14 protein-coding genes are annotated in these 14,524 nt (G+C 51.9%); 8 read left to right on the forward strand and 6 right to left on the reverse strand.

Translation table 11 applies throughout. From position 1 onward, the window contains the following. Together ACQKE4_RS19400 and ACQKE4_RS19405 are read right to left on the reverse strand one after the other, a co-directional pair. On the reverse strand, positions 1-820 hold an 820-nt coding region (locus tag ACQKE4_RS19400; RefSeq protein WP_427389892.1), incomplete at its 3' end, for an RsiV family protein. A 144-nt stretch (positions 821-964) separates the two neighbouring features. After that, complete coding sequence (locus tag ACQKE4_RS19405; RefSeq protein ID WP_427389893.1) at positions 965-2,392, reverse strand: hypothetical protein; 1,428 nt, start codon at positions 2,390-2,392, stop codon at positions 965-967. A gap of 323 nt (positions 2,393-2,715) precedes the next feature. Here ACQKE4_RS19405 and ACQKE4_RS19410 point away from each other — a divergent pair, with 323 nt between their 5' ends. The 3 genes from ACQKE4_RS19410 to ACQKE4_RS19420 all read left to right on the forward strand — a co-directional run bounded on the left by ACQKE4_RS19410 (position 2,716) and on the right by ACQKE4_RS19420 (position 7,069). Then, on the forward strand, positions 2,716-3,102 hold the full coding sequence (locus ACQKE4_RS19410) for a septal ring lytic transglycosylase RlpA family protein (RefSeq protein ID WP_290834431.1): 387 nt from the start codon (positions 2,716-2,718) through the stop codon (positions 3,100-3,102). Positions 3,103-3,348: 246 nt separating this feature from the next. Continuing rightward, complete coding sequence (locus tag ACQKE4_RS19415; protein WP_427389894.1) at positions 3,349-4,347, forward strand: NADP-dependent oxidoreductase; 999 nt, start codon at positions 3,349-3,351, stop codon at positions 4,345-4,347. A 202-nt stretch (positions 4,348-4,549) separates the two neighbouring features. After that, a complete protein-coding gene (locus tag ACQKE4_RS19420) occupies positions 4,550-7,069 on the forward strand; it encodes a glucose/quinate/shikimate family membrane-bound PQQ-dependent dehydrogenase (protein WP_427389895.1) in 2,520 nt (839 codons plus the stop codon). Positions 7,070-7,208: 139 nt separating this feature from the next. Here ACQKE4_RS19420 and ACQKE4_RS19425 read toward each other — a convergent pair whose 3' ends face one another. Then, positions 7,209-9,248, reverse strand: coding sequence for a TonB-dependent receptor family protein (locus ACQKE4_RS19425; RefSeq protein WP_427389896.1), 2,040 nt, complete (start codon positions 9,246-9,248; stop codon positions 7,209-7,211). Positions 9,249-9,447: 199 nt separating this feature from the next. Here ACQKE4_RS19425 and ACQKE4_RS19430 point away from each other — a divergent pair, with 199 nt between their 5' ends. Next, positions 9,448-9,621, forward strand: a complete 174-nt coding sequence (locus ACQKE4_RS19430) for a YqaE/Pmp3 family membrane protein (protein WP_290834869.1) — start codon at positions 9,448-9,450, stop codon at positions 9,619-9,621. Positions 9,622-9,779: 158 nt separating this feature from the next. Here ACQKE4_RS19430 and ACQKE4_RS19435 read toward each other — a convergent pair whose 3' ends face one another. Further along, the gene (locus tag ACQKE4_RS19435) at positions 9,780-10,724 is read right to left on the reverse strand and encodes an AraC family transcriptional regulator N-terminal domain-containing protein (protein WP_427389897.1); all 945 of its coding nucleotides are present in this window, start codon (positions 10,722-10,724) and stop codon (positions 9,780-9,782) included. Between the two features lie 207 nt (positions 10,725-10,931). Here ACQKE4_RS19435 and ACQKE4_RS19440 point away from each other — a divergent pair, with 207 nt between their 5' ends. From ACQKE4_RS19440 to ACQKE4_RS19455, 4 genes are all read left to right on the forward strand, one after another. After that, entirely contained in the window at positions 10,932-11,687 is a 756-nt protein-coding gene (locus ACQKE4_RS19440; RefSeq protein WP_290834873.1) for an SDR family oxidoreductase, read from the forward strand. 38 nt (positions 11,688-11,725) lie between these two features. Next, complete coding sequence (locus tag ACQKE4_RS19445) at positions 11,726-12,187, forward strand: carboxymuconolactone decarboxylase family protein (RefSeq protein WP_427389898.1); 462 nt, start codon at positions 11,726-11,728, stop codon at positions 12,185-12,187. Positions 12,188-12,201: 14 nt separating this feature from the next. Further along, complete coding sequence (locus ACQKE4_RS19450; RefSeq protein WP_290834876.1) at positions 12,202-12,558, forward strand: Atu4866 domain-containing protein; 357 nt, start codon at positions 12,202-12,204, stop codon at positions 12,556-12,558. 340 nt (positions 12,559-12,898) lie between these two features. Next, positions 12,899-13,105: a cold-shock protein gene (locus ACQKE4_RS19455; protein WP_096281871.1), complete on the forward strand. Its 207-nt coding sequence runs from the start codon at positions 12,899-12,901 to the stop codon at positions 13,103-13,105. Between the two features lie 107 nt (positions 13,106-13,212). Here ACQKE4_RS19455 and ACQKE4_RS19460 read toward each other — a convergent pair whose 3' ends face one another. Together ACQKE4_RS19460 and ACQKE4_RS19465 are read right to left on the reverse strand one after the other, a co-directional pair. Then, on the reverse strand, positions 13,213-14,094 hold the full coding sequence (locus ACQKE4_RS19460; RefSeq protein WP_427389899.1) for a putative RNA methyltransferase: 882 nt from the start codon (positions 14,092-14,094) through the stop codon (positions 13,213-13,215). 165 nt (positions 14,095-14,259) lie between these two features. Next, positions 14,260-14,524: transposase (locus ACQKE4_RS19465; RefSeq protein ID WP_427389900.1), on the reverse strand; the 265-nt coding region annotated here is incomplete at its 5' end.

Raw genomic sequence — 14,524 nt, forward strand, 5'->3', positions numbered from 1 at the left:
TCTCATGGGGGTAACCTCGTGTGGGCAAATGTGAGGTTACTGTAGGGCGAATGTCAGCCGGGCGGCAGGACGTCTTAGAATGAACGCTTACGTTACGAATCAGCAGTTCGGGCTGACCAACGGCGTAGGGGGCAATGTCATACACGTTATATTTCACCACCCACCCTTCGGGCGTGGGTGCAACATTACGGCTTTCGCCAAGCGGCCAGTGTGTGACGAACTGTTCGTCCTGCGCTAGCTCTTCAATCCAGCGCTGGTGCGCTTGACTGAGCGCCGCCTGAAAAGCGGCCTCTTGCCCGGGCTTGAGCATGTCCTCAAAGCTCACCACGTGATGATCACGCTCATCAATCACCATAAACTGCGTCATCGGCAGGCCATGGGCCTGACCTGCGTGATACACATAACTGGTAAGTTCGATAATGAGCAGGTCGTTATGCTGCGCATATACCTGTGCTTTCATTTGCGCTTCGCTAGCCATAAATTCCGGCAATATACGACGGTCCTCTTCTGCCATCGTAAAAAAGTCTTGTGCGTAGGCATCCCACGCTTCGGCTGGATCACGGCTTCCCTCTGTTACGCCGGTGGCTAATGCCAATAGGCGTAGACGCAACTGCTCCGTCAGCGCTGGCGATTGTGGAAACTCAAGCGCTTCAATCTGTACTTCTGAACACTTTTCTGCCGCGCAACCGGGGGCTACATAGTGCTTTTCTAACGGTTGATAGATTAATGGGCGCGCAACATTGGCCTCTTTTTCTTGGCTTTGACAACCAGCAAGTAGTAATACCCCCGCCACCGATAGCCATCCACTACGTTTCAGCATTTTTCTCTCCCTGTGTATACGGCACGCAATAACGCTGGCCTTTTCCTAACGCTGGTTTCTGCTCACCACTATATTAGACAAACTTAAACGCCCCTGCCGCTATCAGCGACAAGGGCGTGAGACTTTACTGCCAAAAGCTAAAAATTACAGTTCAGGGGGAATATCCGTCGGCTCCATGCTGACGTTTAACTCAAATAAGCCGCTTCCCATCGTACTGAAACCACGTGCACTGACCGTGTAAGTCCCGGGTAACAGGCGTTCCTCAAGTAGTGAATCGGTACCACCTGCGCCGTCATCGTCACTAGCCGCAACGCCTTGACCACTCAGCTCTAGAAAAGTATCAAAATCCGAGGAGCGCATTTCGATTGTGACTAGTGAGCTCTCTTCTACCTCTAATTGATAGGTTAACGGCTCGCCACTGTACCAACCGTTAATCGACTCATCAGGGTTAAGCGCACCCTCATTACGCAGTTCAACATCAGGCATATCATGTGGCTGCATTGATAGCGTGAACATGCCGCTACTCTGGCCATAGGCGGTGCGTGCGGTTAACTCATAGACGCCAGGCGCCAGAAAATCGGCAATACGGGCATCCAAGTTACCTGCGCTGTCATCATCTTCACGGTAATAACCGTTAGGCCCTTCAAGCACTAGATAGGAGTCTATGTCATTGGAATGCATCTCAATTTGGTACATTCCGGCTTCTTCAATTTCGACTTGATAGTTCAGTTCTTGACCACTGTACCAACCGTTCAATGAATCATCTGGGGTGAGAGCGCCATCGTTACGCAACTCACCATCCCCTGGCAGTTCATGGGGCTCTACCGATAGCGTGTAAACGCCATCTCCATCGCTATAAGCACTGCGCGCAGTCAGTGTGTATTCGCCTGGCGCGAGGAAATCAGCAATACGCGCGTCTAAATTACCAGCACTGTCATCGTCTTCACGGGCGTAGCCGTTCGGACCTCTTATCTCCAAATAAGCGTCGAAGTCGTCAGAGCGCATTTCCAACTGATAAAGGCCTGCTTCCTCAATCGTCAGGGAAACTTCACGGGAGGTGCCTTGCAACCAGCTATCAACGGGCTCACCCACTGTCACACTATCCGCATCGGTAAGTTCGACAACACGGGTATTAACAGTGAAAGGGCCATAGCTGTGTGCATCATTACCACTCACGACAACGACATAATCGCCAGTTTCATCAACGCGGTGGCGAACAGTGGCAGCATTATCGAGTAGCTGTAGCTGGTCGTCATAAAGTGCCACAACACCTTGCAATGCCCCGCTAAGCGAAATCTCAACGATGTCATCTTCTTCAAGCGAAAGCGCGTAGCGATTGAAACGGCTACCATCTTTGCCGTTTAGCTCGCTAGCGGAAGTAATTTCACCGCGCAGGCGCTCATCCACGGTTAACCTTTCTAGACTGGCAATAGTCTCAGCTTGCTGAGTTTGTTCAGCTTCCTCCTGTGGCACTTCTTCAGCGCTCAAAGGAAGAGTCTGGGCGGCTAAAAAGCCAACGGCAGCGCCTCCCACTGCCACCAGAATAAAGCTGAGTGAAGAAGTTTTAGCCATGAGCGGTTCCTTGATAAGTCGCAATGACAAATGTTAGTTAATTAAGCAATTCTGATTATAAAACGCTTATTGATTTCAAGTGAGCGTTTCATGAAAAACACTGCATTGCACAAAAATTACCATTGGCGATATTCATACCCATCGCAATAAGTAACTGAAACACAAGGACACTTAATCAACGATGAAAAATCTTGGATTTGAAGCTAATTGCGCCGATTTTCTTAAAGCTTGCCGATCCGAAAAGACACAGGTACTATCATCAAGCCTATCAAGCACCTCATCAATGAATGCGAGTTTCGCAATACGTAAACTGAGGTACTCCCATGGGAGCCCAAAAACGAATAGTCCGAACGATTTGCTTAGCAGCGCTAATAGCTACGAGCGCTGCTAATAGTGCTTTTGCACATGATACATCAGCGGAAACACAGGAAGGCGTTGCTTCCTTTTACAGTGACCGTTTTCAAGGAGCCACCACTGCCAGCGGCGACTCATTTGATCAGCAGGCACTCACCGCTGCGCACCCTAGCTTACCTTTAGGTAGCAAGGTGCTAGTAACAAGACCCGATACGGGGCAAGAAGTTGAAGTACTGATAAATGATCGTGGTCCTTTTGTTAAAGGTCGGATCATTGATTTATCCAAAAGAGCAGCGCGCGAACTTGGCATGATTCGCCGCGGCACAGCACCGGTGATGGTAACGCTGCTGGATTAACGGATAACACATTCTTGGTTGGTGTGTGATACCCCTTAGCCTAATCAACGCGACAGTAAACCAGTCAACACAAATACAGACAGGGCGACCAGAAATGGTTCGCCCTGTTTTTTTATACCTGCCCTTCCCGTTTTTGTACTTGCCCTTCCAGCGACAAAGCGAACTTGCAAGCAGGCTAATGGTCTCTATATTGCAAGGAATTTATCGCGCGCATCTCAAAACGCCAAGTATTCGCAGGAGGCACTCATGCAGTCACAATTTTATACGCTTACCGATTACCCCAACGGTTTACCTGATCGCGCTCTCTTTAAGCTGGAAACGCAAACGCTGCCTGACCTAGCCGAAGGTGAAGTACGCATTCGCAATCGCTGGCTATCTGTGGATCCTTACATGCGTGGCCGCATGAGCGGCATTCGCACCTATGTGGAGCCATTTGAGCTCGGTAAGCCGATGGAAGGCGGTGCTATTGGCGAGATCATTGCATCAAACGATTCACGTTTGAAAGTGGGCGACATCGTTACTCATATGGGGGGCTGGCGTGATATCGCACAGCTTCCCGCTGAAGGCATTACCCCACTGCCTAACCACGGCATACCAGAGCAAGCATATTTAGGTGTATTGGGCATGCCGGGTATGACCGCCTGGACCGGCCTTAACCTGATTGCCGAATGCAAACCTGGCGATAATGTACTCGTGAGCGCGGCTAGCGGTGCAGTTGGCTCACTGGCAGTTCAGTTAGCCAAAGCCAAAGGCTGCCATGTGGTGGGCATTGCTGGGCCCGCGCATAAGCTAGCCTGGCTGGAATCGCTAGGTATCGAACCGGTTAGCTACCGTGACCGTACTGCACTGGAGCTAAGCGATGCGATTAAACTCGCCAGCCCCAATGGTATCGATGTGTATTTCGAAAACGTGGGTGGGGTGTGCCTGGAAGCCGCGCTTAGCCAGTTAAACGAAGGCGCACGTATCGCCGTGTGCGGCATGATCGAGAGCTATAATGCGAAAGCCCCTACTCCAGGCCCTAGCAACCTCGCACAATTAGTGGTGCGCAAAGCCAAGATGCAGGGCTTTATCGTCACCGACCACTGGGCCAGCTACTCCTACTTCTTGAACGAGGTGGCGCCTCATGTGGCCCAGGGCAAGCTAACCTATAAAGAGACAGTGAAAGAGGGCTTAGAAAGTACGCCGGATGCCTTCCTCTCCTTATTTGAAGGTGGCAACACCGGTAAAATGCTCATTAAGCTATAACTCTTCCCATTCCCCTCCGCGTCCACTCTACCAAGACGAGAAATGCGTACTGGTAGGGTGCACCTAAGAAAATATCATCAAATCGTTAGACCAAAAGCGAATTGATAATTAAAATCATTAATGATGAAGGTGTGTTTTAACCCATCGGCGGCGTCGATGGGTTAGAGCGCGTCGTGGGTGCGCTGTAACAAGGGGATCTCTCATGGAAGAAAACACGCGTAATCACTATCAATGGCCAGCGATTGTCGTTGGCGCTCTACTACTCATTGCAGGTTTGATACTGGCTATTGGTGGCGGCAAGTTGCTCAGCCTAGGTGGCAGCGCCTACTATTTAATAGCCGGTATCGGTTTTATTGCCTGCGGCATTTTACTTGCCAAGCGTCATAGCGCGGCACTCTGGCTTTACGCGTTGATTCTTTTCGCCACATTGGTCTGGGCAATCTGGGAAGTGGGTTTAGATTGGTGGCAGCTGGTGCCGCGGGTCGCCATTCCCTGCCTAATTGGCATCGTGTTATTACTGCCCTGGTGGCGTAAGCCACTGCACTCACGTGGTGGCAGCATAGCACTAGTAGGCAGTATTGCCGCTGCAATCATTGTGGCCATTGCAAGTCAGCTCAACGACCCCGCCACTATCGAAGGAGTGCTGGCTAATAATCGCCAATCGAACGCCGATAATATTAATCCTGCCCAAGTAGCAGGCGATGACTGGCCCGCCTATGGTGGCACCAATGCGGGTACCCATTACTCTTCACTAAGCCAAATCACCCCAGCCAATATCGGCGAGCTTGAGGAGGTATGGCGCATACAAACCGGCGACAAGGCTGGCCCTAATGCGCCACCTGAGATCACCAATCAAAATACGCCGCTAAAAGTGAACGGCAATCTGTATATCTGTACGTCGCATAGCCGGGCCATGGCACTATCACCGGAAACCGGCGAAACCCTTTGGCAGTTTGACCCCGAGATCAGCACCATGGGGGCGGATGACTTCTCCGGCTGGGCGCATATGACCTGTCGTGGGCTTGCTTACTATGATGCCGCCAACTACTCCATAAGCAGCGACGCATCCGAGAGCGGCCTGCCAGCGCCTTATGACATCTTCGGAAACAGTGATATTTTCAGCCTTGACCTCTCCTTTCTGGCGCTGCTGTTTGGCGTAGAAGATGATAGCAACACGTCGCCCATGATTAGCGAAACTGATGTGATGTGCCCACGCAGGCTCTACCTTCCAACGGCAGATGCACGGTTGATTGCGCTAAACGCCGATACTGGCGAGCGGTGTGCTAACTTCGGCAATAACGGCGAAGTCGATCTCACCAATAATATTGGCGACTTCTCCCCTGGTGGGTACTACTCCACCTCCCCCGCTACGGTGACCGAAAACCTGGTCATTCTGGGCGGCCATGTCACCGACAATAGCTCTACCGATGAGCCATCCGGTGTTATTCGCGCCTTTGATGTACACACTGGCGAACTGGTTTGGAATTGGGATAGCGGCAATCCAGATGAGACTGACCCATTACCAGAGGGCGAAACCTACACGCGTAATTCGCCCAACGTATGGGCGCCCATCAGCGTTGATGAAACGTTAGGCATGGTCTACCTACCCATGGGTAACGCCACACCAGATCAATACGGCGCCAACAGGACTGAAAATGACGAGACCTATAGCGCTAGCCTAGTGGCACTTAACCTGGAAGATGGACAGGTTGAATGGGTTTACCAATTCGTACACCACGACTTATGGGACATGGATACGCCTGCGCAGCCGGTGTTGATTGACCTGACCACTAACGATGGCATCCAGCCTGCCGTTATTCAGCCCACCAAGCAGGGCAGCCTTTACGTACTTAACCGCGAAACCGGCGAGCCTATAGTGCCTATTGAAGAGGTGGCTGCGCCCCAAGGTGCCGTTGACGGCGACTGGACGGCAGCAACCCAGCCACGCTCAGCGCTTAACCTCTTGCCACCGCCGCTCACCGAGCGCGATATGTGGGGCGCGTCACCGTTTGACCAAATGATGTGCCGCATTCAGTTTAACGCTTTGCGCTACGAAGGCCAGTACACACCTCCATCACTGGAAGGCAGTATTATTTATCCAGGCAATGTGGGCGTGATGAACTGGGGCGGCGTTGCGGTTGACCCCGAACGCCAGGCGCTATTCACCGGTGCAAAATATCTGGCATTTGTGTCCACACTGATTCCCCGCGACGAGGTTGAAGAGGGCCAGGGCTCCGCAAGCGAGCAGGGGTTGCAACCCAACGAAGGCGCACCTTATGCGGTTGAGCTAGGGCCACTGCTCTCAGTACTCGGCCTGCCCTGCCAAGCGCCCTCTTGGGGGGATGTGGCGGGTATCGATCTGCAAAGTAATGAAGTGGTGTGGAAGCATCGCAATGGCACAACGCGGGACAGCATGCCATTTAACCTGCCGATTGGTTTAAATGTTGGCGTACCCGCACTGGGTGGCCCACTTACCACGGGGGGCGGTGTTTCATTCTTGAGCGGCACGTTGGATCAGTATCTGCGCGGATACGATATCACTACCGGTGAAGAGCTTTACAAAGCGCGCCTACCTGCGGGCGGCCAAGCCACGCCTATGACCTATACCGGCAACGATGGACGCCAGTACGTGGTTGTCACAGCGGGTGGACACGGCACCTTTGGCACCAAGATGGGAGACTATGTGATTGGGTACGCGCTGCCAGAGTCACCGGCTCGCTGAGACTAATCACTCATACCAGTCACTCATACCAGTACAACCACTAACAGAACCGGGCGGCGCGCAGTGAACACCACAGAGCGCCGCCCGATCCTATTTATGCTGAGGCTAACATGTTCCACAGATTAAAATTATGCAGGGATTAAAACAGCACTTCCAAACCGCCATAAACACTGCGCCCTGGGGCGGGCTCAAAGAAACGCCCAAAGGTGCCGTTGATACGCACGTTGGCGTAGTGCTCTTCATCCAGCAAATTGCGTATGCCGAGGTAAGCATTCAGTCGCGTATCGTCTCCTAACTGCCAGCCATCCCCCGCCCGCAGGTTTACCAGCCAGTAGCTTTCCACTTCGGTGTCATTGGCGTTATCTGCCACCATGTCGCCTACATATTGGGTCTCTAGCGTTGCAAAACGCTCACCCAAGCCCTGCCACGTTAGTTGATTGACCCAGGTTTGCTCGGGCAAACCTGGAATACGATTACCACCAAAGCTTTGCGTCGGTGTCGCAAATTGATCAAATTCATAACGGGCTAACGTTAAGGCGCTATCCAACCGCCACTGATTGGCCAACTGCCAGCCGAGCGCTAGCTCAATACCATCACGATCCGTATCGCCTGCATTCTGATAGAAAGTGCGTCCACCCTCGTCGAAAGGCACAAGCTCATCGCGCACACGTACCGAAAACAGCGCAAGATCGTAATCCATTGCCAGCGGTTCAACGTAGCCGCGCAGACCTACCTCACGGTTCCAAGCTTTTTGTGGCGCGATAGCGGGATTAAAACCACCGCCTGCCGGGTTAGCAAACTCTGAGAACGTCGGTGTTTCAAAGGCTGTACCGGTGTTCACATAAGCCTGATGCTGGGGACGATACTGATAGCTTAGCCCTGCTGAGCCACTCCATTCGTTAAAAGTGCGCTCGCCACTTTGATCGCCATCTTCTAAAAAGCGGTCATCCACTTCCAGCTCAACCCGGTCAAAGCGCGCGCCAAGCGAAAACGTCACTTGCTCGGTCAGCGCCAAATCGCCTTGAGCAAAGACGCCCGCCGATGTTCCTGTCTGGGTCTCTTCCGCCACTTGTTCGCCGACCACCCCTTGCGGATTGACATCATTGCGAAAACGCTCATCGTCTTGGCGGGCAACATCAATACCTGCGATGTAGCTCAACGGCAGGCTGCCCAGCGTGATCTCGTGGTGATACTCAGCACTGCCGCCCACGTAGTCACGCTGATAACCCAAACGGCTATCGCCCACATAAGGCAACTGCTGCTCAAAATCGCGCTGAGCGATGAACCCCCGCAGGTAAAACTCGCCAGGGCCTGCAGCAAGGTCTTCATACTGCAAAGCGATCAACTGCTGATCAACACTTTGCCCTGCATCCAATGCCAGAGAGTTAGGCGCTGCCTGGTGTCGTCCTGCGGCGACTTCGGCAGCCGTTAGCGCGCCGGCATCTTCCGAGCGGGGATTCTCCAGCAGATTCACAATCGCCGTTAATGCACGTCCGCTACCTAATTCGCGGCGCAGCTTAGCGTTTAAAAGGTACTTCTCTGTTGAGCTTTGCTCGCGATAACCATCCACGTTAAGCGCCGACAGGCTAACGTGATGCGACCAATCACCATAGGCGCCACCGGTTTGCACCACGGCTTTACGATAGCCATCGCTGCCCACCTCAGCGCGCACACTCGACCCGGGGTTGCTTCGGCCATCAGCGGTAGTCACATCAATCACCCCTCCCGCCGCATTGCCGTACAGCACAGACGAAGGACCGCGGATAACTTCAATACGCTCGGCGCTATCCAGATCAATTGCATCAAGCTGAGCCTGACCGTCCGGCAGTGTGTAGGGAATTCCATCCACCATCACCGTAATACCGCGTACTCCAAAAGGCGCCCGCGCGCCAAAGCCGCGTATCGCAATTCGCTGCCCTTGAGCAAAATTGTCACGGTTCTGCACGAACACTCCTGGCACCCTTACCAGCGACTCATCCAGCCGAGCACGCTGCTGCCCCTGAGCAATGGCTTCGCGATCAAGCGTTGAGACCGCGGCGGGTGTTGCATAGAGCTCCCGTTCTAAACGGGGAGCAGTTACCTGCATCGCAGGCATCTCTTCTGTCGTTGTCTGCGCCCAGACAGGTACGCTAGTGAGACAACTAAATAGGCATAACGAAGTAGCAGAGAGCTTCAGCACGGGGTCCCTCCCAGGAGCCTTGTTAACACTTAACGGTTAAACATTACTTGGAAACAGCGAACAATTGGTGACTTTACCAGTCAGAACGTAGGATAAGCGTCGATTAGTGTGGCGGCTGCGCTTATACTTGCAAGCGTCAATTATCCTGAAAGCACAATTTCCCTGAAAACATAGTTACCCTGAAAGCATAGGAGGCTTCATGGCGTTTACCGCGACGGATCCAATTAAGATGATTTTTGCCGTTATTTTCCCACCTCTAGGCGTGTTTTTTGAGGTTGGATTTAAAGGGCACTTCTGGCTGAATATTATTCTGACACTGTTTGGCTTCATACCAGGCATCATTCATGCCTTCTATGTCATTTTGAAGCACTAGTTTTCAGTAGCTCGTATTAACTTGTTCGTATTAACGTGTTGTATTAACTCAGGCGCCTTCTGGCGCCTGAGTTGTTTCAGCACCCAGCTAACAAACCAGCCAGGCTGAACACTGTAAACAGCGCACTGATGGGAGCTAGCGGCCACCTTAATGTTTTTTCAGTGAGGCACAGCGATATCAACTAAATGCGTAGGTGGTAACAAATCAAGGCTCGCCTTCATAGTGCGCACCTCCTCCGCAGGCGGGCGCCCAAAAAAGCGTTTGAACTCACGGCTAAATTGGGACGCGCTTTCGTATCCCACTCGGCTTCCTGCCGCCGCTGCCGTCAACCCATCCCGTATCATTAACAGGCGGGCGTGGTGCAAGCGGGTCGATTTAATGTACTGAATAGGCGAGGTTTGTGTAACTGCCTTAAAGTGCAGGTGAAAAGCGGGTGCACTCATCCCGGCCTCACTCGCCAAGCCACCCACCTCTAGCAAATCAGCGTAGTTGTTATGTATGCGACGTAGTGCCTTAGCAATTTTGCCAAATTGCCCATAATGGGAGAGCGCTGACCGCACACTGCCGCCTTGTTCTCCAACCAATACTCGATAACAAATCTCCCTGACAATGGAAGGGGCAAGTATGCGTGCTTCCGCAGGCGTGGCTAGCGCATTAAGCAGACGTAATATCGCTTCTGTCAGCGGTTCTCCCAGCGGAGTAGAAAGCATGCCGCGCGGCTCCTCCACTGAATGGCTGCCGGACTCCTCCAGCAGCGTTATTAATTCAGCGATCAGGACCGCATCAAGGCGAATGGCGATGCCTAGCATGGGCTCCTCAAGGCTACCTTCCGTTTCTGAAGTGAACGGCAACGGAACAGAGAGCACAAGATAATGCTGAGCATCATAGAGATAGACACTGTTCCCCAAATAGCCACGCTTACGCCCCTGGCAAATAATGACAATACTGGGCTCGTAAAGAACCGCCGTGTTTTTCAGCGGACGGTTAGAGCGCATAAAGCGCACGTCAGCCAGCAGTGACTGTGTATACCCTTCGTGGGGGGCGAGCTGGTACAAACGCTGAACAATATTGCCATGAACCGTAGAATCGCTATTCGCTGACATATTCGCTACCTCAAACGGTTAACGGCAACCTGAAACATAAAGGGCCTTGATTACCAAAAGAGTAATATACATATTTCAAGGCTATGGAACCCACCTTCATCCATTCAAACAATAGGATTAGGCAAGCATGCAATAGGATTGTCTCTGTTGCCACTCGCGCCAGATAGCTAATCTTCTCCAGGTACTCATCAACGAGAGATTTAGCACATGACAGTTTCAACTAACCATTCATCAATAACCCTTCCATCAAAAGTTGTTTTATTAACCGGCGCCAGCAGTGGCATCGGCGAAGCCACTGCTCGTTGGCTAGCTGGCCAAGGGCATCGCCTCATCATCGGTGCACGCCGTACCGACAGGCTGGAAGCATTAACCAAGACCATTCGCGCTGAAGGTGGCACGGTGGATTATCAAACACTGGATGTTACCGATCTAAAGAACATGCAGTTGTTTGCAGATTTCGCTCTCACTATCCATGGCCGTATTGATGTCATCATTAACAACGCTGGCGTTATGCCGCTCTCACCGCTGGCGGCGCTCAAGGTTGATGAATGGAATCGCATGATCGACGTCAATATCCGCGGCGTACTCAACGGAATTGCCGCCACTCTCCCTACCCTACAAGCCCAGCAAAGCGGCCAAGTAATCAACGTATCTTCCATCGGCGGATTCTCGGTCGTCCCAACTGCTGCGGTCTATTGCGCTACTAAATATGCGGTGCGCGCCATTTCCGATGGACTACGTCAGGAAACCGACAACATCCGCGTAACCTGTGTTTATCCAGGTGTAGTGGAGTCTGAACTGGCGAATACCATTACAGATACAGAGGCCGCTAAAGCCATGGTGGCTTATCGTCAGATTGCGCTTAAACCCGAAGCCATCGCCTCGGCTATTGCACATGCTATCAATCAACCGAATGACGTTGATACCAGCGATATCGTCGTAAGGCCTACCGCAAGTTACTAACTCCGCACGCCTTTAGCGATTACTAAATGGAGCCCGAAATGTACACGCCATTACGACGTCAACTGACCGCACTCCCCAGCCTGATACTCACCAGTGTCTTGTTTTCAATCTCCGCACAGGCGACAACCACGGAAACACGCAGCGAACGGGGAGCAGAAGTAATCCGCAGCCTTAATCAGGGTGAAAACCAGCCAAATTTGGAAGCGATGCGTGAGGAGTTCCCCTTTCTTGCCGAGGCTACCGAAGCCTACGCGCTTGGGGATGTTTGGAGCAGGCCGGGCCTTGATAACCGCACACGACAACTTGCGGCTGTGGCGGCTATGGCGGCTCTGGGTGAAGTTGGCATGATGCGTGTGCATGCAGACTATGCACTCAACATTGGTGTTAGCGAAGAAGAGCTTAAAGAAATAGTTTACCTGATCACAGTGCCCGCAGGCTTTCCGCGGGCTATTGCCGCGTCCCAGGTGTTATCCGAACTATTGGCTGAGCGTAACAACTAGAACGGGGGATACCCATGCAAGAAACCAAGCTTCCCATTTACTGGACGCGGGCGCTGATGATCGCGGGCATCGTTACCATTTTTCCGACGACCTCGACTGCTCACTCTCCCCCCAACATAGGAAATAACACCATGGCAGACCACCCGTATGTAGGTATGTGGGTAACAGCCGACGGGATTATTCGTCATGAGCTTTTACCCAACAACCGCTATGACGAGGCCAGAGGTGAGCGCGAAAGCGCTTACCAGGGACGCTACCGAGTAACGGATAACTATATCGAATACTGGGATGACACCGGCTTCACCGCTGATGGCGAGTTCATAGATGACGTGTTGTATCACGCCGGCATGGTGCTTTACCGAAAAGAGTAACTTATTAAATACGCAGGGAGTCTATATCAAGGGTGAAGGCCCGGTGTTCTTCTTTATATAACTTGAAGATCATCTAACCATATATGAATAGCACGCGGCATCGTTTCCGAAGAGCTGGGATGCACAAGATAAATAATAAAGGATTTGACGCGCGCTACAATCCATGACACTGTAGCCGCCAGTTGGTTAGCAAGCAGCATGGTTTCAGAAGTGTACGAAAAAGATTCAGACGTGTTCAAAATCTTTCGGCAAGCCTGTAATTGTATTCCTTGTTTTATCCGCTATTAATCTGGGTAATACCAGGAACTTTACAAAGCGCATTGCGCGAAAGGATTTTACTATGTCTACTGGCACAGTTAAGTGGTTCAACGATACTAAAGGCTTCGGTTTTATTGCTCCTTCTGACGGCGGCGATGACCTGTTTGCTCATTTCTCTGAAATTCAATCAGACGGCTTCAAGACCCTTCAAGAAGGTGCTAACGTTTCTTTTGACGTTACCCAGGGTAAAAAAGGCCTTCAGGCTTCTAACATCAAGCAAATTTCCTAACATTTATTGTTAGCAGTTTGCTCGAACCTTTAGAGGTTCGGATAACAAGGCCCGCTTATGCGGGCCTTGTTGCATTTGGACGATACTAACGCTGCATCCCACACATTTTAGATACGCCCCCACTGCGTTAAACGAACATCGACAGTGACAGATAGCTCTTCAAGGGCTGCAGCGCGCGCACGACCTTCAGCGCTAGCCCGATAGAAGTGCGGTGTCATCGCCAATAGATCCGCAATTTGCTCAATGCCGGTTAGTGCTAACGTATAATTTAGCGACTCCCTGCGCTGATGCACAAAGCTTTCGGGCAAGTGTCCTTCGCCTGAGCGCTCGGGTTTTAAAGTAGGGTAGATGATTTCCCGTAACTCTTTCAGATGACCCGGCCCGGCCTCAACCTGCCACAATACACCGCCAGATTTCAGCACGCGGGCAAACTCGCTGTATACAGGAAAACCAAACATACACAGTATGCTATCCAACGTTCCCGACTGTACCGGCAGGCGCGCATTACTACCCACGACCCAGCTTGCCTGAGATGCTCGCTGGAGCGCAGATTGGTTATCCTGCCTGGCAGCAGCCAGCACCGCCCATTTAGAAATATCCAGCCCCAACAATGAAAGAGATTGCACATTAGCAGCCGCTGAACTTGCCAACTGCCGTAAGTAATAACCTTCACCGCAACCTGCATCTAAACAGCTAAACCGTTCATTATTAGCCGTTTTACTTTCTGCGTGGCTTAATACCGCACTACTTACCGCCTCAGCAATAGGCTGATAGTGACCGGCCTTAAGAAATCGCTGGCGAGCAGCCACCATGACTTTGCTATCGCCTGGGTCACTTGATCGCTTTTGCTGTACCGGCAACAGGTTCACATAGCCCTGCTTGGCAATATCAAAACTATGCCCCGTTGCACAGCGCCAAACGCTGCCTGCCAGCTCTAAGGGTTCGCCATCCAACGGACAAGCCAGCGCTTGAAAAGGAGAGCTATTCATAAACAAGTCATCAAAACAGTTAGGCTCATAGGTGTTTCTTTACAGGTTATAGAGACGTGAGTGCCCCGCCGGAGAGTGAAACATTTAGCGTGTCACCAGAACGATGCCTAATAAAATAACACCACCTCCTATCAGAAAGTTGATGCTCAGCGGCTCATTAAGTGGCTATTCAAAATTTATCGTGCGTTCAGACCCGTAGCCGTCGAGTAGGCGACAGACCTCCTTGCTGAGGTGGTCAAATGAGAGATAGGCACTCAACGGTAGCCATGCGTACTTCATCTGCCGCCACAGAATCTCTATCAGGTTAAGCTCCGGCGAGTAAGCCGATAGGTAGACCAGATGCACACGATGCGACATCCACTCCATAATCTTCCTTCTGAAGGCCTTGGAGCGATGCATGCTGGCATTGTCGAGCACCACGATGGCGAAG

The organism is Halomonas sp. NPDC076908, from assembly GCF_050269715.1.
GTDB lineage: Bacteria > Pseudomonadota > Gammaproteobacteria > Pseudomonadales > Halomonadaceae > Vreelandella.

Coding starts and splice junctions, on each gene's coding strand:
- ACQKE4_RS19410 (WP_290834431.1), top strand. CDS start 2,716: ATGGGAGCCCAAAAACGAATAGTCCGAACGATTTGCTTAGCAGCGCTA.
- ACQKE4_RS19405 (WP_427389893.1), bottom strand. CDS start 2,392: ATGGCTAAAACTTCTTCACTCAGCTTTATTCTGGTGGCAGTGGGAGGC.
- ACQKE4_RS19420 (WP_427389895.1), top strand. CDS start 4,550: ATGGAAGAAAACACGCGTAATCACTATCAATGGCCAGCGATTGTCGTT.
- ACQKE4_RS19440 (WP_290834873.1), top strand. CDS start 10,932: ATGACAGTTTCAACTAACCATTCATCAATAACCCTTCCATCAAAAGTT.
- ACQKE4_RS19435 (WP_427389897.1), bottom strand. CDS start 10,724: ATGTCAGCGAATAGCGATTCTACGGTTCATGGCAATATTGTTCAGCGT.
- ACQKE4_RS19460 (WP_427389899.1), bottom strand. CDS start 14,094: ATGAATAGCTCTCCTTTTCAAGCGCTGGCTTGTCCGTTGGATGGCGAA.
- ACQKE4_RS19430 (WP_290834869.1), top strand. CDS start 9,448: ATGGCGTTTACCGCGACGGATCCAATTAAGATGATTTTTGCCGTTATT.
- ACQKE4_RS19455 (WP_096281871.1), top strand. CDS start 12,899: ATGTCTACTGGCACAGTTAAGTGGTTCAACGATACTAAAGGCTTCGGT.
- ACQKE4_RS19450 (WP_290834876.1), top strand. CDS start 12,202: ATGCAAGAAACCAAGCTTCCCATTTACTGGACGCGGGCGCTGATGATC.
- ACQKE4_RS19445 (WP_427389898.1), top strand. CDS start 11,726: ATGTACACGCCATTACGACGTCAACTGACCGCACTCCCCAGCCTGATA.
- ACQKE4_RS19415 (WP_427389894.1), top strand. CDS start 3,349: ATGCAGTCACAATTTTATACGCTTACCGATTACCCCAACGGTTTACCT.